General features: G+C 71.5%; 21 protein-coding genes and 3 pseudogenes. 15 read left to right on the plus strand and 9 right to left on the minus strand.

Annotated elements, in window-relative coordinates:
* Positions 1–42 precede the first annotated feature (42 nt).
* The 5 genes from D1J60_RS33680 to D1J60_RS33705 all read left to right on the plus strand — a co-directional run bounded on the left by D1J60_RS33680 (position 43) and on the right by D1J60_RS33705 (position 6,540).
* Complete coding sequence (locus D1J60_RS33680) at positions 43–1,959, plus strand: SMI1/KNR4 family protein (RefSeq protein ID WP_125823744.1); 1,917 nt, start codon at positions 43–45, stop codon at positions 1,957–1,959.
* A 1,020-nt stretch (positions 1,960–2,979) separates the two neighbouring features.
* Positions 2,980–3,414: a hypothetical protein gene (locus D1J60_RS33690; protein ID WP_164721032.1), complete on the plus strand. Its 435-nt coding sequence runs from the start codon at positions 2,980–2,982 to the stop codon at positions 3,412–3,414.
* A gap of 613 nt (positions 3,415–4,027) precedes the next feature.
* The gene (locus tag D1J60_RS33695; protein ID WP_125823746.1) at positions 4,028–4,300 is read left to right on the plus strand and encodes a hypothetical protein; all 273 of its coding nucleotides are present in this window, start codon (positions 4,028–4,030) and stop codon (positions 4,298–4,300) included.
* Between the two features lie 9 nt (positions 4,301–4,309).
* The gene (locus tag D1J60_RS33700; RefSeq protein ID WP_125823747.1) at positions 4,310–5,776 is read left to right on the plus strand and encodes an IclR family transcriptional regulator C-terminal domain-containing protein; all 1,467 of its coding nucleotides are present in this window, start codon (positions 4,310–4,312) and stop codon (positions 5,774–5,776) included.
* A 113-nt stretch (positions 5,777–5,889) separates the two neighbouring features.
* On the plus strand, positions 5,890–6,540 hold the full coding sequence (locus D1J60_RS33705; protein ID WP_125823748.1) for a hypothetical protein: 651 nt from the start codon (positions 5,890–5,892) through the stop codon (positions 6,538–6,540).
* Between the two features lie 42 nt (positions 6,541–6,582).
* Here D1J60_RS33705 and D1J60_RS33710 read toward each other — a convergent pair.
* Positions 6,583–6,732 (minus strand): annotated as a pseudogene (locus tag D1J60_RS33710) (ATP-dependent helicase C-terminal domain-containing protein); the annotation flags it as partial.
* Between the two features lie 88 nt (positions 6,733–6,820).
* Here D1J60_RS33710 and D1J60_RS33715 point away from each other — a divergent pair.
* Entirely contained in the window at positions 6,821–7,078 is a 258-nt protein-coding gene (locus D1J60_RS33715) for a hypothetical protein (RefSeq protein WP_125823749.1), read from the plus strand.
* A gap of 63 nt (positions 7,079–7,141) precedes the next feature.
* The gene (locus tag D1J60_RS33720; RefSeq protein ID WP_125823750.1) at positions 7,142–7,321 is read left to right on the plus strand and encodes a hypothetical protein; all 180 of its coding nucleotides are present in this window, start codon (positions 7,142–7,144) and stop codon (positions 7,319–7,321) included.
* Positions 7,322–7,490: 169 nt separating this feature from the next.
* Here D1J60_RS33720 and D1J60_RS33725 read toward each other — a convergent pair whose 3' ends face one another.
* Complete coding sequence (locus tag D1J60_RS33725; RefSeq protein WP_125823751.1) at positions 7,491–9,053, minus strand: reprolysin-like metallopeptidase; 1,563 nt, start codon at positions 9,051–9,053, stop codon at positions 7,491–7,493.
* Positions 9,054–9,432: 379 nt separating this feature from the next.
* On the opposite strand from D1J60_RS33725, the gene D1J60_RS33730 reads away from it, so the two are divergent.
* Complete coding sequence (locus D1J60_RS33730) at positions 9,433–9,750, plus strand: hypothetical protein (RefSeq protein WP_241253510.1); 318 nt, start codon at positions 9,433–9,435, stop codon at positions 9,748–9,750.
* Between the two features lie 254 nt (positions 9,751–10,004).
* On the opposite strand, the gene D1J60_RS33735 is transcribed toward D1J60_RS33730, so the two are convergent.
* Positions 10,005–10,505 carry a MarR family transcriptional regulator gene (locus tag D1J60_RS33735; RefSeq protein WP_125823752.1) on the minus strand — a complete coding sequence of 167 codons (501 nt, stop codon included), beginning with the start codon at positions 10,503–10,505 and terminating at the stop codon, positions 10,005–10,007.
* 69 nt (positions 10,506–10,574) lie between these two features.
* On the opposite strand from D1J60_RS33735, the gene D1J60_RS33740 reads away from it, so the two are divergent.
* Together D1J60_RS33740 and D1J60_RS33745 are read left to right on the plus strand one after the other, a co-directional pair.
* The gene (locus D1J60_RS33740; RefSeq protein WP_241253511.1) at positions 10,575–11,288 is read left to right on the plus strand and encodes a hypothetical protein; all 714 of its coding nucleotides are present in this window, start codon (positions 10,575–10,577) and stop codon (positions 11,286–11,288) included.
* A gap of 5 nt (positions 11,289–11,293) precedes the next feature.
* Positions 11,294–12,112, plus strand: a complete 819-nt coding sequence (locus D1J60_RS33745) for an SGNH/GDSL hydrolase family protein (protein ID WP_125823753.1) — start codon at positions 11,294–11,296, stop codon at positions 12,110–12,112.
* Between the two features lie 471 nt (positions 12,113–12,583).
* On the opposite strand, the gene D1J60_RS37560 is transcribed toward D1J60_RS33745, so the two are convergent.
* The gene (locus D1J60_RS37560; RefSeq protein ID WP_164721033.1) at positions 12,584–12,739 is read right to left on the minus strand and encodes a hypothetical protein; all 156 of its coding nucleotides are present in this window, start codon (positions 12,737–12,739) and stop codon (positions 12,584–12,586) included.
* Positions 12,740–12,769: 30 nt separating this feature from the next.
* Here D1J60_RS37560 and D1J60_RS33750 point away from each other — a divergent pair, with 30 nt between their 5' ends.
* From D1J60_RS33750 to D1J60_RS33765, 4 genes and pseudogenes are all read left to right on the plus strand, one after another.
* Positions 12,770–13,420: a hypothetical protein gene (locus D1J60_RS33750; RefSeq protein WP_164721034.1), complete on the plus strand. Its 651-nt coding sequence runs from the start codon at positions 12,770–12,772 to the stop codon at positions 13,418–13,420.
* A gap of 410 nt (positions 13,421–13,830) precedes the next feature.
* Positions 13,831–15,004 (plus strand): annotated as a pseudogene (locus D1J60_RS33755) (glutathione-independent formaldehyde dehydrogenase).
* 450 nt (positions 15,005–15,454) lie between these two features.
* Positions 15,455–18,661, plus strand: a complete 3,207-nt coding sequence (locus tag D1J60_RS33760; RefSeq protein WP_125823755.1) for a hypothetical protein — start codon at positions 15,455–15,457, stop codon at positions 18,659–18,661.
* Positions 18,658–19,689 carry a hypothetical protein gene (locus D1J60_RS33765; protein WP_125823756.1) on the plus strand — a complete coding sequence of 344 codons (1,032 nt, stop codon included), beginning with the start codon at positions 18,658–18,660 and terminating at the stop codon, positions 19,687–19,689. The genes D1J60_RS33760 and D1J60_RS33765 overlap by 4 nt, the downstream gene beginning before the upstream one ends.
* Before the next feature lie 100 nt (positions 19,690–19,789).
* Here D1J60_RS33765 and D1J60_RS33770 read toward each other — a convergent pair whose 3' ends face one another.
* A complete protein-coding gene (locus D1J60_RS33770; protein WP_125823757.1) occupies positions 19,790–20,101 on the minus strand; it encodes an EthD family reductase in 312 nt (103 codons plus the stop codon).
* A 235-nt stretch (positions 20,102–20,336) separates the two neighbouring features.
* Between D1J60_RS33770 and D1J60_RS33775 the strand changes: the two genes are divergently transcribed.
* Positions 20,337–20,633: a helix-turn-helix domain-containing protein gene (locus D1J60_RS33775; protein WP_125823758.1), complete on the plus strand. Its 297-nt coding sequence runs from the start codon at positions 20,337–20,339 to the stop codon at positions 20,631–20,633.
* Between the two features lie 423 nt (positions 20,634–21,056).
* On the opposite strand, the gene D1J60_RS33785 is transcribed toward D1J60_RS33775, so the two are convergent.
* The 4 genes and pseudogenes from D1J60_RS33785 to D1J60_RS33805 form a co-directional block, all read right to left on the minus strand.
* Positions 21,057–21,500: an SMI1/KNR4 family protein gene (locus D1J60_RS33785; RefSeq protein ID WP_241253512.1), complete on the minus strand. Its 444-nt coding sequence runs from the start codon at positions 21,498–21,500 to the stop codon at positions 21,057–21,059.
* Positions 21,501–21,758: 258 nt separating this feature from the next.
* Positions 21,759–22,265: a hypothetical protein gene (locus D1J60_RS37565; protein ID WP_164720786.1), complete on the minus strand. Its 507-nt coding sequence runs from the start codon at positions 22,263–22,265 to the stop codon at positions 21,759–21,761.
* Between the two features lie 154 nt (positions 22,266–22,419).
* Positions 22,420–23,011: pseudogene (locus tag D1J60_RS33795) on the minus strand (IS481 family transposase); the annotation flags it as partial.
* A 109-nt stretch (positions 23,012–23,120) separates the two neighbouring features.
* A partial coding sequence (locus D1J60_RS33805) for an MBL fold metallo-hydrolase (RefSeq protein ID WP_241253513.1) occupies positions 23,121–23,845 on the minus strand: 725 nt, incomplete at its 5' end.

Below are 23,845 nucleotides of genomic sequence, written 5' to 3' on the forward strand. Positions count from 1 at the left end.
CGCGACACCCCGTTGTCGGTGCCCGCTGCGAGAATCCCCGGCATGGAGATCGAACATGCCGACTGGCCGAACTTCCTGGCCCGTTGGAGCGAGGAATGGGCGGACGCGCACGGGGACGGCGATGAGCTGAGCCCCGACGACATCGAGGCATGGCGGGGCAGGTGGCTCGGCGCCGATCCGGCCACCGAGGCGGACATCGCCGCGATGGAGGACCGGCTCGGCCGGACGATGCCGCCCTCCTACCGGGAGTTCCTGCGGGTCAGCGACGGCTGGCGGCACGCCGGCGCCTTCGTCTGGAGACTGGCCGGCACCCGTGAGGCGCACTGGCACAACGATGCGATGGGCCTCGGCGAGGACTTCGACGCGGTCTGGGGCGAGGAGGACAACCCTGAGGAGGTACGGGCTCAGGTGGGGCTGTGGTCCCGGGCACTGCAACTGGACGTCGAGTCGGACATCACCTTCGTACTGCTCGACCCGGAGGACGTGGGGCCGGACGGCGAGTGGGCGGTGCGTGTGTGGGCGTCCTGGCGGGCGGCCGACCCCGAGCGGTATCCGTCGTTCGCGGCGTTCATGATCGCCATGCACCAGGAATTCCACACGCTCGCGCCCGGCCGGGACGGGGAGGACGGCCCCACCTTCGTCAACGACACGACCCGGGCCCAGGACGCCGCCGTGTCCCGGGCCCGGACCGCGGCACTACGCGGCCGGTACGAAGAGGCGGCCGCCCTGCTGGCGGAAGCGCACAAGTACGGCCGGCCGTACGCACACGAACTCCTGGAGCAGATCGCGCAACTGGACGGCACGCGGGGGTACGGGACCCAGCAGCCGCACCCCGACAACCCACGCTTCCTCAGCGAACAGCTCCCGCTGACGGCCGCCGATCTGCTCAACAGCGGCCGGCCCGCCGAGGACTGGCACTACTCCGACCCCAAGATCTTCCCCGACACCGCGCAGGCCGCGGCCGACATCCAGCGCGCCATACGCGAGGGGACGTACCGCTACCGGCCCGGCGGAGCGTTCGGCAAGGCCGTCAACGAGGCTCGTGAGCAGGCCCGTTGGGGCGACACTGATGCCGCCTGGCACATTCTGCGTGCCGCGATCCCGTTGTGGGAGCCGCTCGGCCCGGGCCACATCGCGCCGGTGGGTCTGCTCGCCGACCCGCTGCTCGCCCCGGTACTGACCGCAGAACGGCGCCTGGAACTCCTGCGGACCCCGCGCGGCGGCGAGAGCGGCCCGGCCCCGGTTCCCGCCGGCGACCGGAACCCCGACGGCCTGTCCTGGCTCGTCCGCCCCGGCGGGCTGCGCCCCTGGCAGACATCGGTCAGCGACTACCGAATGATCCTCGTCGAAGGAGTAGCCCCGGACGAGCTGCCCGCGCTGCTCGGCTCGTCGCCCGGCACGGTGCTCTCCCCGCCCCTGCGGCAGTGGGATGTCACCCGGCACCACCGAGCCGGCCGGCAGGTCTTCTCCAGCTACGACGACAAGGCGCTTCTCAGCGTCGGACGGGCCGGACCGGGCTGGAGTTTCGCCCTCGAACAGGACCCTTACGCAGGATTCGACACCGCGCGCTTCGTCTCTCCCGCGCCGGCAGCCTCGTCCGGCGGCGGGTGGGCGATCGTGACCTGGGCCGAGTGGCGCCAGGACATCCCGGTCTTCCACGTGTCGGCCGCCGAGGGTGGCACCCTGCGCTACGCGTTCACCGTGCGAGCCGGGACGCTCGAAGCCACCGTCGGCGACGTACCTGCCGAACTGACCTCGACCACCCCCGGGTTCGCTGCCCCCGCCGGGGACGGCCAAGCCGCGGCGGCAGCCCGCGCCCTGGACGCCATCGCCGGCCTCCACGGCGTCACCGTGCCCCGCCTGGCCCTCACCGAGGGCCGGCTGCACACCTTCGAGTCGCTCTCCTGGAACCGCCCACCCGGCCCGGGAGAGACGTACACGACGATCAGCATCGGCTGAACCCTGTGGCGGCGCCCTCACCATGGAAATGCGCCAGACCCCTGGAAGGAGATCATGAACCAGATCACCAAGGGCATAAGGACCAGGAGACTGAACCCAGCGAGGACCTTCCCCCACGCTGCTGTCTTGCCGGGGCCTTCAGTTGGCATGACCGCTCCCGATGACTGCCTGCGCGTGGCCGAGTGCCGGCGCTGTCAGGAGGGTAGCTCGCGACATTGAGGACACGGTGGGTAGTGTCCGGGCTCTCGGGCACAGGCCTTCCAACTCGCGGTGCAGGTGGCCCAGGCCCGGGTGGCCGTGGGCGTTGCGCCAGCCCAGCCACATCAGGAAGTCCGCCCCGCACCCGCCGTCGCCGCCCGGCCACGAGCTGGACGCCTCATCCGCGCAGTCCGCCGCCGCGCTCTGCCCGTGGCCGTGGCCGGGGCCGCCTGTCAGCTGGCGGGGCGGGCCTCTCCCGCGCCTCCTTGAACTGGGGGAGTCGCCGCGCTGCCCAGCCGTCACCATGATGGACATTGGCTTCTAACCCTGCTCAACCGCCAGGTGTAGCTTTGGCGATGCCCCCCCGCGCGACCGTCCCAGCCCGTGATCGACCGGTTCGGTGAACAAACCACCCGGCGGTTCGTTCTGCCGGTCACCCCACTTCGGGGCCTGGCCGCGTGCTGGTGGGCGCGGCAGACCGTGGAATCGACGCTCAAGTCCCACGTGATCGCACCCCGTGATCGGACCACCGGGCACATGGCTTCACCTCCACGGCCGCGGCCCCGTACGCGATCCTCAAGGCCCGGCCCCCTCACCGCCTGGCTCCGCCGGCAGAGCGCCGATCCGGCCTTCAGGAGGGCCTCATGTTGACGATCGGCCCGGGCGTCACCCTTGCCGCGTCCCCCCTGCGCCGCGCGCCTGTGCCCACACCGCCACAGCACTGGGTGTCGGCCGTGCGAGGATCCGCGTATGGGGAGCGAAGGCATATGGACAGCGGGGCCTACGGACGAGGCGGAGGGGGGCAGAGCCCTGCTGCGCACGGTGAGCCGTGCCGCCGAGCAGTCCGAGGGTGATGCAGGGGCGGCCGAGACCGTGTTCGTGGTGTGCCGCTGGTGCGGGGCGCAGGAGTTCGAGGTAGTGGCGAGGGAGTGCTTCTGCTACGGCTGCTGCCTGCCCCTGGGAGTGTCCGACGGCTGGGAGGACGGCTTCCCCGGACAGCATCCGTGGAGGCTGGAACCCTCCTACACCCCGCTCCCGCCGTCCACGCCCGGACCGCGCATCCTGCCGGAGGAGGTCTGCCGGTGCCCCCAGGGTCATGGGGTGTTCGAGACGGCCATCTCGTTCACCCTCACCGACGACCAGCGCATCCGCAGCCTCTCGGTGGGCCTGAGGTGCCCGGACGACGGATACCTGCACCTGTACATCGACAACGCGCGCACGGTGCCGGTGGACAGGCCCCACGCACCCCGTTCCTGAGGCCTCCGAGACCGGTCGGGAACCGAGACGCCCCGGCCGCCCCCAGCCCCTGGCGTGAGGGAAGACGGTACGAAGCAGCCGCCCCGGGTACCCGGGACGACCGCTTCGACCGGCAGGCCACGCGCCAACATGGTCACTGCCCGAGTCCCTGTTCCGTACGGGTTGCAGCCAGTAGCAGGCAGAGGGATCGAAGGTTGCCTCGGCAACCAGCTTCGACAGCCTCCCTCGTCCCGGCCCAGATCTCAACCCGGTCCGAACGCCCGTGAGTCAAAAACGCGCACGGGCCCGTGACAGGCGGCGCGCGGACGGCTGCCGGGTCCTTCGCCGGGGCGCCACAGCGGATCGTGCCTGGTAGCGGCCGCGTACGCGGGGCCGGTGAACCGCACGGCCCCATCCGTACCTCGGACTGCGGTGCCGCCGAGGCCCCGCGAACGCACGTGAGCCAATCCGAGCAGCGCAAACGCCTTCCCGATCTGCGGCCCGGCGCCCCGCCGAGGTTCGGTACCGTGCGGCCCGGGAAGCGCCAACTTCCCCTCTCGGTAACCCCTTTGCAGCCAGGGAATCAAGGCGGACGTGCGTCCGCGTGCAAGTAGACAAGTAGAGGAGAGCCCCCATGCCGACCGACGCCATCACGCCCCCACCCGGCGACCGGCCCGCCACCGGCCGCCAGGAGCCCGGACCGCACCGCCTGTCCCCGCCGTACGTTGCCGCTCCGGTCACGTTCCCCGTCCTGGGGACGGTACTGGCCCTGGCCGGCATGCCGACGTCGCGGATCATCCCCCTTCTGGCAGCGTGCGCGGCCCTCGACGTCGCACAGATCGTCGTCGGCGGGGGCCGCCGGATCGCAGCGGGCCTGGCCTCGGCTGTCCTGCGCATCAGCCAGTGAGGTCCGGCAGTGGGACGACCCGAGAGTCCGGTGGACCGGACCGATCCCGACCGCTCCGCGCTGGCCGTCCTGCTGCGGAGAGCCCGTGGCAGGGCCGCTCTGACCTACAGGGAGCTGGCGCACCGGACCGGCATCTCCGCAGCCACGCTCCAGCGAGCCGCCGCCGGCAGGAGGGTCCCCACCCTGGCGACCGTCACGGGGCTCCTCACCGCCTGCGGGGCCACGCAGGAGGATGTCGCGGCGGCGACGGCTCTGCGCCGGCGGGCCTGCGAGAAACCGTCGGGCGTTCCCACCCGTGAGGTGATCGAGCCCGCTCGGCTCTTCACACAGCGCGAACTCAACGGTGCACTGGTGTCGCTTCACCGGAACGCCGGATCCCCGCCCTACCGGCAGATGCAGCGCAAGAGCGGAGGGGTATGGCTCGCCCCCAGCAGCATCTGGGGCATCCTCCGCCGCCAGAAGCTTCCGGTCAGCCCGGGGCAGATGGTTGCCTTCCTGCTCGGCTGCGACGTGGCACAGGTGCACCAGCAGCCATGGCTCGACGCGTGGAGCCGGGTGAGACGGCCGTGCCCCGTTCACCCGTCAGCCCCGTACGGCAGCCATGCCGCGTCCAGGACGTACGCGGCTGCCTGCCTGCCACGCATCACGAGGCGCGGCACGAACATGCTCCACCACCGCCCCGTCGCGGCGGTACCGGCGTCGTGGGAAGCGGTCCGGCGAGCCGGCGATCTCGTAGCACTGGTCGTCGGCGCGAGTGGCGTCGACACCCGCTCACTGGCCCGCCGGGCCGGGCTGCCCGTGGATCCCACCGCGCGGCTGCTGCAATGGCTCCGCCGTCAGGAACTGGTCGCGACCCGCGCGGGTGTTCACTTCCCGGGGCCGGCGCTGGAGCTGCCGGACCGTTCCGGGGACCGGCTGCTCCACCGGGCCCTTGCCCTCTTCCGCGACGATGTCGGCGCCGCGGTCTACCTGAACGACTACACGGACGGCGATGTCCGTGTGGTCCACTGTGCGTCCAGCGAGTCGGCACCGCCGGCGCAGGAGTGGGTGGACTTCAGGGCTGCGGCTCACGCCAGCGCCATCGGCAAGAGCCTCCTCGCCCAGCTCGACAACGCCTCCCGCATGGACCACCTCGCCCGCCATCCCGCGACAAGCCTCACCGCGCGCACCATCACCGACCCCTTCGCGCTCTTCGCGGACCTTGACCAAGGCGGGCCGCACGGCGCTCGGTTCAGCCTGCTCGAGTACTCCGTCGAGGTGGTCTGCGCTGCCGTACCCCTCGGCGTCCCCGGCCAGGTCTCCAGCCTCGCGCTGTCCCTGCCGGCCCGACAGCACCCCCGCCTCCTCACCGCCGCCCAGCGCCTCCCGGAACTCGTCCCCGACCTCCTGCTCGCCGCCCTCCTCAGCTCCCCACCCCCGGCTGCACGTCACCGGTCGGCCCGGGCAGCCGACCGGCCCGTGACCGCTGACCGATGACGACCCCCGCCGTCACCTGTCCTGCCGTGCCCTGGCCCGCGGGCTCGGGGGAGGGCAAGGCGTTCCTGAGCTTCACACAAGGTGCTCTTGCGGACCCGTCCTACGCTGGAGGCATGGCCACCGATCCCTTGCTGAGACAAGGCCCCGACTCGACGGATCTGGTCCTGCGCGTCGGGCCGGCCGGGCGGACGTGGAACGTGCTGACCTCGGCGGGGCCGGCGTTGTTCATTCCGCTCGCTCTGGGCGTGCTGACCCTGCTCGTCGCCTTCGGGATGGCGCTCGCCGGGGCGCGGGCGTCGACCGTGTTCGTGGTGGTGGGGGTGATCGTCGGGCTGGAGTACCTGATCGGCTGGCTGGCGGCGGCCTCTTCCCGGGCCCGGGAGATCCTGCGGGTGGAGTTCGCGCCGGCCCGGGTGCCCGCGTCCTTGCGGTTGGTCAGGGGCGCCGGGCCGGACGACTGGCTGCCCGTCACGACCCTGCGCCAGGTGCGGCTGACGCACAAGGTGGTGGAGCCGTACCAGGGGGACCACAAGCCGGCCGTCTCCACGCTCGCGCTGGAACTCGTCCTGCGGGACGTCCGGGAGAGGCTCGAGCTCCCGTTCGGCGGTGACCCGCAGCGGCTCGCGGACGCGCTGAAGGACCTGCTCGGCCCGGCGGGGGTCGTGGTGTATCTGCGCACCGAGCGCAGCACGCGCGATCGGCCGCTGCCCAACTCCGGCTGGACATCGGGAGGTTCGGCCTCGGTCGGCTCGGGTGGCGGCTGACCCCGGGCCGCCCGCAGCGCTCCCCGGCTGGGCGTGCTTGAGCCGCCGGGTCGACTCGGCCGCGGCCGGTTCCTCCGGCCACGGGTGGCGGGGGTAGCGGCAGCGGAGCCCGGCCCGCACGGCGCGATAGCCCTCGCGCCAGCATGACGCGAGGTCGCCGGTGACGGCGGCCGGGTGCCCAGCCGGGGGAAGCCCGGACAGCACGCCGAGGGCCGTGTCCCTGTCCGGAGGCGGTCAGGGCGTCCGGATGGGGCCGCTGGATCCATCGGAAGGGGAACCCTTGTCGTTTCAGCTGTCGGTCACCGTTGTGAGCGTGGCCGGCTACCTGTTCGCTGTGACGCTATCGCCGCGGGGCTTCACGTCCGCCGACCAGTACGGCGTCTCCTGGCGGTCCGGGCTGAGGACGAAGCGTCTGGTCTGGGCCGACCTCCACGACATCCGCCAGGTCACGCCCCCTGCCGCCGCCGTGGGCCCGCACAGGCCGCAGGACGTCGCCTACGCCTATCGCGTTGACGGCCGACGGTTCCTGCTGCCCTAGCTGAGCGCCAAGGAACTCGGCGACGAGGGCTTCCGGCGGGAAGTGACGCTCCTGCGAGACGTCATGAACGACGAACAGCACGGCGGTGCCCGGGTGGCAGACCCGCTGGTGGAAGCGCACGTCGCCCGGCCCGCGGCCCGCTACGCGAGACGGTACCGAGCCCTCACCGGCCGCACGTCCAGGACTATCTTTCTCATCGCTCTCATCGCGATCATCGTCGTCTGCACCACGACCTTCGAATAGTCCCGAGTCCGTCGGGAGAGGCGTGGTACGTCGGTCCGGACGGGTCCCGGCGCCGGTGACCGGCCGCGCCCGCCCCGCTGCCGTGCCGTGCCGTGCGACCAGGGGGGAGGGTGTGGGCGGCCGGTCCTGCGACCACTGCACCCCTGCCCCCGGCCCCCTGCCCCCGGCCTCAGGCCTCGATGAAGACTGCCCTGAGGGTATGGGCGGCGTCCATGGTCACGTTGACCTGCTCGGTCGGTCCGTACTGGCGACCGTCGTAGATCCAGGCCGCCAGGCGGTGGCCGGCGGCCGGGGTCGCGGTGACGGCGACGACCGTGCCCGGCTTGTAGGGGCCGTAGACGGCAGGACGGACGCTGCCGCCGTCGGAGCTCTCCAGAGTGAGGGCGTAACGGGTCCGGGGCACGGTGAGGGCGCGGTAGCCGGCCACGATGGGAGTGGTGAGGCGGGCGAGCCTGGCGTTGTCGTTGCTCTCGTTGCCCAGCGGCTGGCCGTAGATGCTCAGCCCGGGGTCGGAGTACAGGTTCTCCGTGCGGCACGGCTGGCGGCAGGAGCTGGCGTACGCCATGAGGGAGGTGTGCTCCTCGTCGGACGTGATCCAGCCCGTCCCGTACGGGGTGTTGAGGTCGTTGACCCAGCTGCCGTCGGGGACCTGCTGGGAGAGGGTCCGCCGGTCGTGGAAGAGGCCGAGGTTGTGGCCGATCTCGTGGCCGAGGTTGTACCAGCCGGTGAGCGAGTCGTAGTCGACGACCGAGAAGGCGAGGCTGTCGTGGAAGTTGCCGCGCACCGGGAGGCTGCCCTGTCCGGAGGACTGGCCCGGAACGCTGTTGACGACGGTGATCAGGTCGACGCCGTAGCGGCGGCGCAGATCTGCGGCGGTGTTGCCCAGCTCGTAGTCGTTCGGGTTGCTCAGCTTGCTCCACATCACCGAGGAGGTGTTGTTGCCGGTGTAGCCGGTGTTGTAGGTGCCGATGATGTCGATGCTGGCCGGGACACCGCTGTCGGCGAGGGCCTCGTTCATCTTGCGTTCGGCCCAGTGGATGGTGTTGACGACCTGCTGCGCGCTGCCTGCCCGTTGGACGGCCAGCGGGGTGTATCCGGCGATGACGTCGATGACGGCCGGGTCCTGCGAGGTGGCCGCTGCCCGTCCGGCGAGGGAGTGGCGGGGCGCGGTGCGCGCTGACGGACTCACCGCCAGCTCGTCGGGAGCGTGGTGCGGCTGCTTGGCCGGGTCTTCCTCGGTGATGCGGGCACGCAGGGGGCGGCCGGGCAGGGTCTCCAGGTGGTACACGTGCTCCCCGAGGTCGGCGACGACCTCGACGACGGTCCCTTCGGGCTGCGTGCTGCCGGTGGAGCAGACACCGCGCAGGGAGACGATGACGCTGGTGTCCGGCCTGCCCTTGACGTGGCCGGACCAGGTGCGGGTGCCCCCGTCGTCGTCGATGCCGTCCTCGACGGCGGTGAGGCGGGCGTTGTCGAAGAAGCCGAAGGTCCATTCGCGCGGCGCGCCGAACGGGGCTGCGGTGCACAACGTCCGGAAGTCGTCGAGTGCGAGCGGGACGATGCGGTCACGGAGCACCTCCGGCCCGTCGCCGTCCGAGGGCGACGGGGCCCGGGTGACGGACGGGGCGGCGGAGACACCGGTGGCGGAGGCGCTCGCCAGGGGCAGTGCGGCCATGGCGGTTACGCAGAGCAGGAGCAGACGGGACCAGCGGGGGCGGCGGAGAGGAGTCATGCCGCACACGAAGCCACAGGCGCCATCGAATATGCCTGAAACATGCCCGCTCGGAAGGGCGAGGTCACCCGACCGGCACGCCCTGCACCGGGCGCACGACCCGACGGCAGCTACGGTCCCCCCGCCGGCCTCCGGCAGGGAGCCGATCCGAGCAGCCCCACCGTTCGGCCTACGGGATCCTCGACAAGGCCGCCGCCGGGCCCTTACCGCGCCGCCGGCTCAACCGGGCGGGCCGGATTCGCGTCCTCCTTCGCGGAGCGACGACGGCCTGGAGGGCACCATCGACACGTTCACCGACGAGCGCAGGGGTCGGACCCGCCGGCCGGCCGGGGTCGTCCTGGTCCTGTTGGGTGTCGTCGCGGGTGTTGTGCTCACAGCCGTGTTCCTGACCGTGGTGTGGTGGCCCCGCACCGAGGTGACGTACCGCAGCACCGCGCCCTCCTCGGTGGTCTACGCCGACGAGGCACAGCACTACCTGGAACTGGTCCACCGGCACACCCCGTCCGGTCGGGACACCTACCGGATCGTGGCCGGCCGGTACACCGGTGCCGCCTACGGACACTGGCTGGACGTCGACACCACCGTGGCGGAGAAGGGCATCGAGTCCACGGCATGGACGCAGGACGGAGTCCGCGTCCGCTTCACCACGGGCCACGAGATGTTCGTCCCCGCCCGCTTCTTCATGTTCGGCAGATGAGCCCACGCGATCGCGCACCGTCCGCGCGCGGTGCGCCCGCCCATGAGGCGTCTTCGCGATGGTTCGGGCACGCACAGGGCTGGGTTCCGGCCTGCCGGTAGGAGCAGCAGCAGTCGGGAGTGCATGGCTCCCCGAGGGGCGTGAGAGCAGGGCAATGAACCACCGCCCGTTCGAAGCCGCAGGTCACCCCTCCGAGGCCGCCGCTGCCCGCACGCGACGGGTACACGCGGGAGGCTTTGAGGCCCGAGCGGCTCTCAGCCGCGGTTGCGGTAGCCGGGGTGGACCCCAGGTGTCAGACCCTGCTCGGTGGCGACGCGTGCGAGGAGGTCGGAGAGGTACGTGCGCTGCTGCGGGTCGAGGGCGGCGAGCAGGGCGTCCTCGTGGGCCGCGGCGGCACGGGAGACCGCGCCGAGGGTGCGTGTGCCCTCCGCCGTGAGGTGGAGCTCGTAGTTGCGGCGGTCTTCGGCGCTGCGCCGCCGTTCGACGAGGTCCTTGCCCTCCAGATTGTCGATCAGCGTGACGACGCGGCTCGGCACGACGCCCAGGTCCTCGGCGAGGGCCCGCTGACTGCGCCCCGGCCGCGTGGCGATCATGCGGAGCAGCCCGACGTCCGCCGGCACCAGCCCCAGGTGGCCGACGCGTTCGGCGAAGCGCGAGGCGGCGTGTGCGCCGATCTGGGCGAGGAGGAACGCGGCTCCGCGCGGCCCGGTGGCCGGGGCGGGGTCCGTCGTAGGCGGTTGCGGGGGAGTGTCCACCCGCCTATCGTAAGCCACAGGCAATGATTCACTGCACTGAACGATTCAGCTCAAAGAATGGACTCTGCTGTGACCGCGAACCCGGACACCGTCACCCCTCGGGCACACAACCGCCGCGACCCGCAGGCCGGGCCGCCACCCGGCGTCCTCGCCGCGGTCTTCACCGCGCTCTTCCTCGCCGGACTCGTGCTCAGCACCCTCCTCGCGGGAGGCGACCCCTTCCCCTCGCCCTTCGGGCCCACCGACACGGTGACCTCCTACTTCCGTGACCACACCGGCGCCGTCCAGGTCTCCGGGGCCCTGCAGTTCGCGGCCTCCGTGCCCCTCGCGATCTACGCCGCGACCGTCTCGGCACGGCTGCACAAGCTCGGGGTCCGCGCCCCCGGCGCCACCATCGCCCTCGCCGGAGGGGTCCTCGCCTCAGCCTTCCTCGCCTGCTCCGGACTGGTCACCTGGGTGCTGTCCCGGCCCGAGGTCGCAAGCCGCGCCGAACCCGTACGGGCCCTGCAGTACCTGGCCTTCGGCCTCGGCGGCCCCGCCCACGTCGTCCTGCTGGGCCTGCTGATCGCCGGCATCGCCGTACCCGGACTGCTCGCCGGCCTGCTGCCCCGAGCCCTGGCGCTGTCGGGCCTGGTGATCGCGGCCCTCGCCGAACTGTCCACCCTGGTCCTGCTGACCCAAGCCGCCGCCCTGCTGCTGCCCATCGCCCGGTTCGCCGGCCTGCTGTGGCTGATTGCGGCCGGGTTCCTGCTGCCGCGCCGCCGCGTCCGCACGGAGGGCTGACCGACATGACCCACACCGCCCCCGATCCGGCGGAACGGATGCTCCGTTTCCACCAGCCCGAGAGAGTTCTGCGACACCTCGGCCCCACCCCCGACGAGGGCGCGCTCGCCGCCCTGTTCGGCCTCGACCGGACCGGCTACCACACGCGCCTGGCCGGTTTCGAGCAACGGAACCGTTCAGCCGCCACCGCACTCGCGGCCGATCCGGGCGCGACAGCACTCCGTGCAGGACTGCCGTTCCGGCCGGGCCAGCACGTGGTGGCCGTCGGGGAGAGCACCACCGCCGACCGGCTTTCCTGGTTCGAGATCCTGCGGCACCTCCTCCCGGAGGGCGTCCGCTGCACCAACGCGGCCGTATCCGGCAGCACGACGACCCAGGCCCTGGCGAACCTCCCGCAGCTCGCCTTCCACCAGCCCGACTGGGTGTTGTGCATGCTGGGGGCAAACGACGCCCAGCGACTGGACGGAGTCCCGCTCGTCGCCCCCGCAGAGACCCACCGCACCCTGCTGGCCCTGCGCGACGTGGCGGTCCGCCGGACCGGGGCCCGCTGGATCTGGCTCACCCCACCCGGTGTCGACCCGGGCCGCGTCGCACAGTACGTACACTTCCAGCGCGCGGGCCTGACCTGGGCCGGGACGGACCTCGACACCGTCGCGGAATTCCTGCTCGCACAGCCCGAAACCACGATCGACACCCGGGCCGCCGCACAGGGCCACCTGGAGGAGGACGGCCTCCACCTCACCCCGGCCGGCCAGCAACGCATCGCCGCGACCGTGCTCGAAGTACTCGGTGCACCGCCGGACCGGGAGGAGAACACCGCCTGACCGCCTTGCGGGCCGAACGCCGCGGACGCCGCCGGTCGGTCCGTCGGAGGGGTGTTCAGCCCTGTCCGTGCTCCTGCACCACACCACGTCCCGTCCGGCCTCCGTGGACGCGGGACGGGCCCGCTGTCAACCGCTGCGCCTTGCCCTCACCGTTTCGGGGTGGGTCTGTTCGGATCCGCGGGTGGCGGGCGGTCCGCCGTGTGATCATCCGGAGCGACATGGTGGTGGAGGCGGATGGCGGGGCAGGGGTGCCGGCCGCCGCTCTTGGGAAGGACAGGGTGTGAGCCTGACCGCGCACCGATTGATCCGGCATCCGCGGCCGCCGGGCATCGACACGCTGCAGTGCAGACAGCGACACGGGCTGGGTGCGGTCCCTGACCCACGGCACCGGGCGATGATGGCCGGCCTGCTGGATTCCGGTCTCCTCGACGCTCTGGTGGCGTTCGCGCTGGAGTACGAGCCGGTGGTGGATCAGGAGGGGGCCCGCTCCCGGGCCGGACTGCTGGCCGCCGAGTTCGAGGCCTTCGGGCTCGCCGTCCCGCCGGCGACGATCCGCACCATCACCGTGATGCGCAGCCTGATGGTGCCGGTCGCCGATGAGGATCTCGCCTTCGCACTCGACCGCATCTGGGTGTTCGGCACCTTCCTCGACGACCTGTGCAGTCGCGCGCCGGCCGAGCCGAGGCGGTCCTGCAGGAGGCTCTGCTGCCCGAGCGGCCCCCTTCCCGGCCGGCCAGCCGCTACCTGCGGCACGTGTTCGCGCAACTGGCGCCGTTCTGCGAGCCGGCCTTCCTGGCGGTCTACCGGGGCTTCCTCCGCAACGCCCTCATCGGCGTGCTCATGGAGGCCGAGTTCACGCCCGAGGCGTCCGACGGCGTGGACTGCGACTTCGTCCGCGCCTACAACGGCTTCTCCCAGTTCTGGTTCGTCTCCCTGCAGTTCACCCACCCGGGCCTGGACGCCTGCGGCAACCGGGCCTTCTGGTCGGCGGCACTGCCTTCCGGCGTGACGTTCCTGAACGACCTCAACGACGTGCTGTCCTGCTACAAGGAGGCACTCGACGGAACCGACTTCGCCGGCAGCAGGCTCTACCGCATCAGCATGCGCGAAGGCATTCCCTACCAGGCCGTCGCCCGCCGCACCCTCGCCGGCGGCCTGGCCGCCCGTGACCGCCTCCTGGCCCTGGCCGCCGACGACCAGCACCCACATGTGGAGCGTTATGCGGCCGGCTACGTCTACTTCCACCTCCGCTGTCGCCGCTACCGCTGGAACGACATCTACCCGGGCCTGACGCCGACCGACACCTGACACGGCGGCGGACGCGGCCCTCGACCGTGAAGACCCGCGCGTGCGCCGGCATCGTGATGAGGCCGCCGTCAGGTTGATGCCCTGGGCAGCCAGGCAGGCCGTCCGTAGCCCGTCCACGGGAGGTGCCCGGTTCCGTGGGCCCCGGAGCGACCGGTGATCGCTGGGCCGAAGCCGAGCCGCTGATCGGCCGGTGCACGGCTGTTTCTCCTCGGGGCCGACGGGTACGCGCATGGCACGCCGCCGGAGTGCCGAAGCTGCTCGGGCAGGCCGCGCAAGCACCGTTTCCCTCACCGAGCTGAACGGCTCCCAGAGGCGCGCCGGAGTCACGGCCCCCGCCGCAGCACGTGCGAGAGTCGGGTCCTCCGTGCCTTCCACCCCACCGCCGTGCCGCAACGTCAAGGGAAGTCGTCATGAAGGCAGCGGTATCCGAAGGACCGCGAACGGTCACGGTGAAGGACGTACCGGACGCGAAGATCGAGCACCCCTGCGACATCATCGTCAAGATCACCACCACCAACATCTGCGGTTCGGACCTGCCCATGTACGAGGGCCGCACCTCGTCCGAGACCGGCCGCGCCATGGGACACGAGAACATGGGCCAGGTCGTGGAGGTCGGCCCCGCGGTCCGCAAGGTCCAGGTCGTCGAGTACGTGGTCCTGCCCTTCAACATCGCCTGCGGCTTCTGCAAGCAGTGCGAGCAGGGTCTGACCAACTACTGCCTGACCATGCAGCCGGAACCCGCCCTCGCGGGAGCCGCCTACGGATTCGCCGACATGGGCCCCTACCAAGGCGGCCAGGCAGAGCTGCTGCGCGTGCCCTGCGGCGACTTCAACGCGCTGCGTCTGGGCGAGGACGCCGCCGAGCGGCAGACCGGCTACGTGATGCTGGCCGACATCTTCCCCACCGGCTACCACGCCACCGAGATGGCCCACGTCAAGCCGGGCGACCAGACCATCGTCTTCGGGGCCGGCCCCGTCGGCCTCATGGCGGCCTACTCCGCCCTCCTCAAGGGCGCCGGCCGCGTCTGGGTGGCCGACCACCAGCCCGACCGGCTGCGCATCGCGGAGGAGATCGGGGCCATCGCGATCAACACCGCGGAGCAGAACCCGGCGGAGGTCATCAAGGAGGCCACCCTCGGTCTGGGCGCCGACAACGGCTGCGAGTGCGTCGGCTACCAGGCCCACGACCCCCAGGGCCACGAGGACGCCAGCCTCACGCTCAACGGCCTGATCGACTCGGTCAGGTTCACCGGCGACATCGGGGTCGTGGGCGTGTTCCTGCCCCAGGACCCCGGCGGCGCGGAGGCCCAGGGCGAACTGGAGGCGCAGGGCAAGGTCCCGATCGACTTCGGCATGATGTGGTTCTAGGGCCAGCGCATGGGTACGGGACAGGCCCGTGAAGAAGTACAACCGGGCGCTGCGGGACCTGATCGCCGCCGGAAAGGCGAAGCCGAGCTTCGTCGTCTCCCACGAGCTCAGCCTGGACGAGGCCCCCACCGCCTACGAGCACTTCGACGCCCGTCACGAGGGCTGGACCAAGGTGGTCCTGCATCCGGACGGACACGGGAACGGCCACAAGCGGTAGGTCCGGCCGTCGGCCTGAGTCCCGATCGCCAGGGCAGCGGCGTCGAGGCGGCGTCGACCTCGGGCACGGGCGGTCTCGACCGGGCCGTGGCACGGGGGAGATGACGAGCAACGGGTGGCCGGCCCCGTAGCGGCCGCTCCGGTCTTCGTCGCCCGCGGCGGTCCCCTCCCTCGGCGTTCGCGTCCCGCAGCCCCGGCCGCTCGTTCCGTGAGCCCGCAGCTGTAGGCCAGGTCACGCAGCCGGACCTCCGAACCGCGGAGGACAGGTCGACCGGTCGCGGGAGGCGGATCGATCACAGCCGACCCCGGTCGGTCGGCTTCCCGGTCGTCGGACGGAACGGTTCTTCGCGGGGTGTGGCCACTCACGCGAGTGAACTTCGGCTCGGGGCAAGGTGGTTCGCGCCGAGGGGGAGGACCGTGGGGTGCACCGCCACCCGACAGGAGCCTCGCCGTGGAGCCTCTCTTCCGCCTCTCCCTGCTGCGGCCCCCGGTCGCGCAGGACGCAGACCACCCGAGCATCGAGTTGGCCCAGCAGACGCCCTTCCAGCAGGAGTTGGCCGCGGCGTTGGGGGCGGCCGAACCACGTGCCGCGCTGCGGCGGGTGGTGGGCGCGTACGTCGCCGGCCCGCTGTTCCTCGCCCGGCCCGAGCAGGCTCCGCTGGCCGCGCAGACGGCGAGGTTCGCGACGGCGCTGGACCGGATGCCGGCCCTCGCCTCCGCCCGAGCGGCGGAGCACGCCGACGGGGCGCGGGCGGCCGACGGGCCGGCCGGGGCTGCGCCCTTCCCGCCCACGCTGCGGGACACGGTGACTGCCGCCGTGCGGGAGGCGTACGGGGCTGCGCCGGCCGAACTCGTGCAGGGGGCGCCGTACAAGGAGGCCGCGGCGCGCCTGCGGGACAGCGTGCTGGCGATCAAGTACCTGCCCAGCGAGCACACCCGGCCGCTGGAGGACCTCGTGCGCGCGCTGCGCCATCTGGAGATCGTCGCCCGCCTGGTCTCGCAGCCCGCGTTCCCCGCGACCGCGCGGGACTTGCGGGAGGCCCGTCGGCGTCCACTGCGGCTGCCGGGCGCGACGGGCCTCGAACCGGTCACCTCGACCATCGAGGCCGAGCGCGAGCAGCGGCGCAAGCAGGCCGAGGCGGCCCGGTCGCGGCGCGAGCGGGCGGAGCAACTCCTCGCGGAGTTCAAGAAGCTGGGCACGGTCATCGTCGAGCTCGCCGAGCTCAGCGGCGAGCACTTCAACATCACCCCGCAGAACTCGTCCGACCGGGAGCTACCGCCGACCGAGCACACCCCGCCCGCCGAACTGACCCGGCAGATCAACTTCCACACCCGCCTGTCGGAGGCCAACCTGGCCGCCCTGTCCGGACACACTGGACCTCCCCCGCCCGCCGCCGCCGCGGATCCCGAGCCCACTCCCCAGAACCCCACCATCGTCTCCGGCGCCGCACAGCTCGCCGGGCAGGTCTTCGGCGCCAGGCCTGACCTCCTCGCGGGCAGCCCCGGGTTCACCCCGGCCAACCTGCACGACCTGAGCTTCCGGCTCGATCCGACGGCGGTGCGGAACCTGTCGGAGGCCACCCGTGCCGTGCTCACCGCTCGCGGCATCGAGGTGGCGGCCCAGCCGTTGGACCGCGTCGTCACCCTCCTGCAGAACGAGGCCGACCGTACGGCCGCACAGCTGGAGCAGCTGTACGGCACGCCGGTCGCGCGCAGCGTACGGCGGATCGGCGGCACGCTGGTGACCACGTCCACCCCCCTGCCGTCCGTGTGGAACGCGATCACCATCGGCGACCTGGACCCCATCGACGACATCCCGCTGGAGGCGGGCCGCATCCCGGCCACCCGGGGCAGCGTGAAGCCGTCCGGCATCGCCGACCTCCTCGTGGTGCGCCAGCAGCTGATCGGGTACGAGGGCGCCGACGTCGCGCACATCGAGAACGTCCTCAAGGGCGAGACCAAGCACCGCGAGCACACCCGGCGGGAGGAGACCGAGCGGATCACGCTGACGGAGACGGAGACGATCACCACCGAGGAACGGGAGCTGGAGTCGACCGACCGCTTCGAGATGAGCCGGGAGACCAGCGCCGTCATCAAGGAGGACGCGGCGCTCAAGGCCGGGCTGACGGTCACCGGCAAGTACGGTCCGACGGTGGAGTTCTCCGCGTCCGCCGAGGGATCGGTCTCCCGGTCGAAGGAGGAGGCGACGAAGTCGGCGTCCACCTTCTCCCAGGACGTCACCCAGCGCAGCGCGAGCAGGGTCTCCGAACGGGTGCTGTCCCGCACCAGTCTGCGGATCACCACCGAGGTCACCGACAAGAACACCCACACGCTGGACAACAGCCCCGGCACCGGGCACATCTCCGGCATCTACCAGTGGGTGAACAAGGTCTACCGGGCGCAGATGTTCAACTACGGGCTGCGGACCATGTTCGACTTCATGATCCCGGAGCCGGCCGCGTTCCTCATCCACACCCTTCAGTCGGCGCACGGCAGCGCCGTCCACGTGGACAAGCCGCCCGCCTTCACCCTCAAGGCCCACAAGATCACCGAGACGAACTACCACTACTGGGTGCAGCAGTACAAGGCGACGGACGTCGTACCGCCGCCCGAGCGCTACCTGACCAAGTCCTTCGACTACAAGGCGGGCGGCGGCGACAGCAGGACCAACTACAACCACTCCGGTCAGATCACCATCGACGAGGGCTACGAGGCGTTCCAGGGCTCGGTCGCCCACATCTGCAACATCTGGGAGGGCAAGCACTTCCTGGACGTCGCCGTGGGCCGCCGGACCCACCGGTTCGCCCCGGCCGACAGCTGGGTGTGGATCACCATGCTGGACGGGGAGACGGGGTCGATCCCGGTCGCCGTTGACACCTTCCGCCTCTCCCAGGTGGCGGTCGCCATCGAGGTCAAGTGCCGTCGGACCGAGCGCGCGATGGAGAAGTGGCGGGCGGAGACCCACGCCAAGCTGATGACCGCGTACAGCGCGCGGCTGGCGGAGTACGAGGAGAAGGTCGCCGCGCTGACCCTGGAGGCCGGTGTCGCCATCGAGGGCCGCAACCCGGCGGCCAACCAGGAGCTGATCGCGCACGAGCTGCGCAAGAACTGCGTCAGCATCCTGACCAAGCAGCACTTCGACCTCTTCGACGCCACCGACGCCCCGCCCGGACAGATCCCGCAGATCGATGTGGACGAGGCCGAGGCGGAGGGTGCCTACGTCCGCTTCTTCGAGCAGGCCTTTGAGTGGGAGCACCTGACGTGGGTGGCGTATCCGTACTTCTGGGGCCGCAAGGACCAGTGGGACGAGCGTCTGGCGTACGACGACCCCGACCCGCTGTTCAACCAGTTCCTCAAGGCGGGATTCTGCCGGGTCACGGTCCCCGCCCGGCTCGGTTTCGAAGGCGCCGTCGACCACTTCATGAACTTCGGCGAACTGTGGAAGGGCGGCCCCCTGCCCACCGTGTCCAGCCCGCTCTACCTGCCGATCGCCGACGAGATCGCCGAACGGCTGGACCGTCCCGGTGACGAGATCCCCCAGGGCGACCCGTGGACCGTACGCATCCCCACCAACCTGGTGCGGCTGCGCGCGGACGACCGGCTGCCGCGCTGGGTGCAGAACGCCGACGGCGAGTGGGTCGAGGCCCCGGGACTGTGAAGCACTTCATCCTGGTGGCCGGCTACCCGCAGCCGCCCAAGAGCCTGCCCTTCCGGGCGTACTGCGAGAACCGCGTCCAGCAACACCTCGCGGCCAACAAGGCGAAGGAGGACCTGGTCTTCCAGATCCTCGACGTGGGGAACGGGGAGAACGTCGTCCGCACCTTCACCTACCCGGGCGGCAACCGGACCGAGACGCGCGCGGCGCTGCGCACCCATGTACGGGTCACCCGCGCCCACTACGACGGCAATGCCTTCAAGGACGGTCAGGTCGGCGTGATGTCTGCGCTGGACGTCTACGCGGCGGTGCAGGAGATCGGGATCCGCAAGCCCGGCACCCTCATGGAGCTGAGCTTCTTCTCCCACGGCCACGCCGGAGGACCGGTCCTGGTGGACAGCTGGGACGACGGCCAGTACGACGTCCCAGGCGATCCTCCCGCGACCCGCACCCGCTTCCTGGGCGCGGACCTGCGCGACCCCGACGACATGGACCCCCGGCCGAAGGACTTCAGGGCGGCGAACATGGAGCCCCAGGCACTCGCCGCGTTCCGGGCGGCCTACCACCCCGACGCCGTCAACTGGAGCTGGGGGTGCGCGTCCGCCCCCAACGTCAACGAGATCCTCCACAAGCTGGAGCTCCACCCCGACTACCGGTCCTCCGGCCTCGCCGACGACAAGGTCCTGGTCTTCTCCACCCTCACCCCGGCCAACGTCGCCGACCTGGAACTGATGCTGCGGCTGAAGTTCACCGACCCCCGGAAGGTGGAGCTGCCCTTCGGCGCCCTGAGGCAGTACGTCCGCAGGCACCTGCTGGGCTCCTACGCCCACGCCCTCGCGGTCGCCTCCGGCCGGACCACGTTCGGTGCGCTGATCGGCACGTTCGCGGAACCCGATCCGGCCGGCCCCCGCCCGCTGATGCGCGTCCACCCCCACTTCACGCGGCACTTCACCTTCTACCGGAACTACTTCGGCTTCACCTTCGACCCCGAACGGCGGTGGTACGGGGCCTTCCGCCCGACCTTCACCTGACCCGGCCCACGCACGGTCCGGCGTGCCGAGCCGTTCTCCCGGGCGCCGGCAGCCCGCAGACGTGCACCGAACGCGTCCGGAGCGAGCCCGACTGCCCGACTCAGCCGGTGCCGTCCTGTACCGGATAGTTGATGATGACCACACCGCCGGTGGCGTAGTTGGGGACATCGGCGGACAACCGCTGGCCGTGCGGCGAGGCCAGTGCCGCGTCCATGGCGGCGGCGTCGGCGAAGTCGGCCTCGAAGACCGCGAAATACGGTGCCTCCCCCTCGGCCGCCGCCACGTCGAAGCTGTAGCGCCACGCAAGCGGGCCGGGCCAGTCCTTGACCAGCGGGAGATGGTTGGTGACGTAGTAGTCCCGGAAGTGGTCAGGGTCGGCGGGCTCGGGATACAGGACGACGAGCTTATGCATTTCGGTCTCCGTTCAGGGACGTCAGCTGGCATCGTGCGCGCGGGGATGCGTCGGACCGGTCGGTGCATGGTGGTTCCAGCAGGGCCGTCCGCGGCAACGGCGCTCCCATCGAATCGTTTTGGAATCAGAAACGCCGAGCGGATGCTAGTGTTTCGAATAACGAAACACAAGGAGGGTCATGCCGACACCACGCCCCGGAGAACCGGTTCGTGGATCGACGACCGGCCGTCCCCTCATGGCCGCGATGGACCTGTTCGGCCGTCGGTGGGCGCTGCGCATCCTCTGGGAACTGCGGGCGGGTCCGCTCGGCGCCCGCGCGCTGCTGGCACGGTGCGACGGGCTGTCGTCCAGCGTCCTGTACCAGCGGCTCCGCGAACTCGCGTCGAGCGGGATCATCGCCTCCTCGGCGGATGGCTACGAGCTGACTCGGCTGGGGACGGCTCTGCGTGATGCCCTCCGTCCGCTCGACGAATGGGCGGCCACCTGGGCGCAGGAGCAGGAACACAACGATCAGGAGCCGACGCAGACGTGAAGGTCACGCTCGAGTGCTCGCCGACGTGCCGCCCTGACGGGATGACGCGGGTCAGCCGGCCCAGCCCTCGGTGTTCGAGCCCGACTCGTAGGAGTAGCGCGTGTCGCGGTCGCGTCCCTCCCCGGTGATGCGCTCGTACGCCCGGTCCGGCGCGCACAGCAGGCTCTCCGCCCAGACGAGGCCGGTGGCGTGCGGGGTGAAGGCCGCGGGGTCGCGGCCCGGTACAGAGGAAGGCGTCCCCGCCCAAGCCGTGGTCGTACTCGAGGTGGCCGTCGGGATCGGGCGTGCTGGGCCGGCAGTCCTCGATGAGTTGCCCGAAGGCGTCTTCGTCCATGCCGTCGAGCATGCCCGAGGAGTCTGACATGCCCGTCCGCCCGGGCAGCACACGCTGACCCCGTACCCCAGGGTTCCGCCGGAGCCAGTTCATGACGCCGGCGGGGTGCCGTCCGGGTGATCGAGGTCCAACGCCGCGGCCGCGGTCAGTCGCTCGACGAACGCTCGGAAGTCCGCAGCCAGCGGGAGCTCCGAGCTGTCGTCCACGTCGAACCAGGTCACGGACGGCTCCTCGTCCACCGCGCAGCCCCGGTAGTTGAGGGCGATCCAGCAGTGGCCATCCCCGGAAAGCAGCACCAGGGGCGAGGGCAAACCCCACTCCTCCGCGAGGTAGGCCGTGTCCAGCATCGACAACCGGCCGTCGTGACGACCGATGCCCAGGTTCCCGCTCCACGACGTCGGCACCTCGGTCGGGAACGCGTTCCACGCGTCCGCCACCACACCGCCGTTCCGGACCCGCAGGATCTCCAGAAGTGAAGCCGGCAGGCGGACACCGAGCCGACGTTCGGCGTCCTCGACGACCGCGTCGGTCAACGGGGGCTGGGCCTGGTCACCTACAGGAGCGCCACCGGTGGCCACTCGTACGTCCAGCAGCACCGGCTAGCACATCACGGGGCTGACCGTCCTGAAGGTGTCCGCGGGCCCCGCGGGCGAGGTGTCCGTCCGACGGGTGGAGCCTGCCGTACTCCTTCGACGGCACGAAGCACACCGGCTGCTCCTCCCGCGCCGTCCCCGCCACCGTCCCCTGCGATCGGGAGGGACGGCGCGGAACGGGCCTCCTTCGGCTCGGGCCTACCGGAGTGAGGCGGTCGGGTTCTTGCCGCTCCCGGACTGCTTGAGGCGCTCCACGACCATGGTGGCGAGGTCCATCGCCCGGTTCGGCACGTCGTACCCCGGAGCCCAGGCGTACTCGATCTTCGCGATGACCGTGCCCTGCCGCACCCTGATGCCCTTCCCCTTCCAGCCCCCGGCCCCGGCCGGCAGCTCGTAGCCGTCGATGGCGTCACCGGGCGGGTCGGTCCCCACCTCGTCGGGTGTGCCCCGGCTGGTGAAATGGGCCTTGGACGTGGCTTCGTCGTCGAAGGACATCAACCGGATGACGATCCGCTCGTTCCTGCCGGACAGGCCGCTCATGCCCAGGGCGAGGGCGTCGGCGCACTCGTCGTCCAGCCAGGTTTCCGACTGGCAGATCGCCGGATTCGACATGTCCCACGCGTGGACCGCGGCGCCGCCGTTCCCTGTGAGCCTGGGCAGGTTGATGCCCTGGGGGAGAGCGGCCTCCAGCACCGGCTGCGTCATGACCCGGCCCGCGGCCCTTGCCTTCCCCGGCCCCTGCAGCCCGGCGTTGCCGGGATGGTCCTCGACGGTGGGCGTCCCGCCACAGCCTGCCAGCGAGGCACAGATGATGACCGCCACGGCCAACAGCGACCTGATCCGAAAGACACGGCTTCGGTGTATTGAGCACGAGCAGGTTGGTGCCGCGGCTGGCGGTTGTTTGGCCGCCGATGCCGGTGTAGGGCTTGCCGTTGGTCTGCGGGTGCCAGGGCCTGGTCCACCTGGGGCTGATGTCCAGTTCCTGGCAGTTCTGGCGCCAGGTGTTCTTGGTGTGGGCTCAGGCGTTGTGGGTCAGGACGTGTTCGACGGGGATGCCCGGGGACGCGAAGTGGGCGGTGGCTCGGGCCAGGAAGCCGGTGCAGGTGGGTGCGGTCTCGTCGGGCAGGTCCTCGGTGCAGGCGAGGCGGCCGAGCTTCTTGACGTCGATGTGGACCAGTTCACCGGGGCGGGCGCGTTCGTAGTGGCGGACGGGTTCGCCGGCGGCTGGACGTGTCTTTGGAGGATGCGGTGGACGCCGTGATGCGGCACCGGACCGCCAGTCGCACCGGACCGATGCGGTGTTAACGCCGCAGGCGCAGCACTTCCGACGCGATCTCGGCGGGCGTCTTGCGGGGCTGGTGGTGTGGCTGACCTGGAAGCGTTCCGCGGCCCGCCACACGGGCCAGCCGCAGTCGTCCGGTCTCGGTCAGCGGGGCATTGCGGTGGACCACGAGGGCCTCATGAACTCGGTGCAGATATCGCGATCCACACCGCACCCGGAAGCCCTCACCCATTCCAAGCACCCAGCACGCGTGCCACCCACGCCCCGGGACAACACACCTAGCCGATCGGGAAGACGGCGCCCGGGGCGGCCCAGTCGACAGGGCCTTCGAAGCGGGTGGCCGCGCGGGTGAGCGCCTGCCACGGGGTCAGGGCGTGGCCGACGTGGGTGACGATCAGCCGGCCCGCGCCGGCGGCGCGGGCGGTGGCACCGGCTTGCTCCGGGGTGTGGTGCACCGGCTCGCCGTCCGTGGGCGGCCGGTCGCTCTCCGCCTCGCACAGCAGTACGTCGCACCCCTCGGCCAGGCCGGTCAGGCCCGGGCACGGCGCCGTGTCGCCCGAGTAGACCAGCGAGCCGCCCGCCCCGTCGACGCGGACGGCGAAGGCCGGCATGCCGTGTGCGACGGCCCGGCTGGTCAGGGTGAGGGAGCCGACCCGGGCCCGGTGTCCGTCGTACAGCTCGTGGACGGCGAAGGCGGATTCGACCGGGCTGCGGGTCGAGGTGTTGGTGAGGAAGTGGGCCAGCCGGTCGGCGGTGCCCGGCGGGGCGTAGAGGGGGATGGGCGCGGGGAGCCGTATGTCCGCGTACAGCGCGGCGTAGTACGCGGTGAGCAGGTCGGCGCTGTGGTCGGCGTGCAGGTGCGAGATCCAGATGGCGTCCAGGCCGTCCAGCCGGACGTACCGCTGCAACTGCGCCAGCGTCCCGCTCCCCGCGTCCACCCACACCCGCGTGCCGGCGCCGGTCACCAGGTAGCCGGAGCACGGGTTGTCCGCGCTCGCGTAGG

This window comes from Streptomyces sp. W1SF4 (assembly GCF_003950035.1).
Lineage (GTDB): Bacteria > Actinomycetota > Actinomycetes > Streptomycetales > Streptomycetaceae > Streptomyces > Streptomyces racemochromogenes.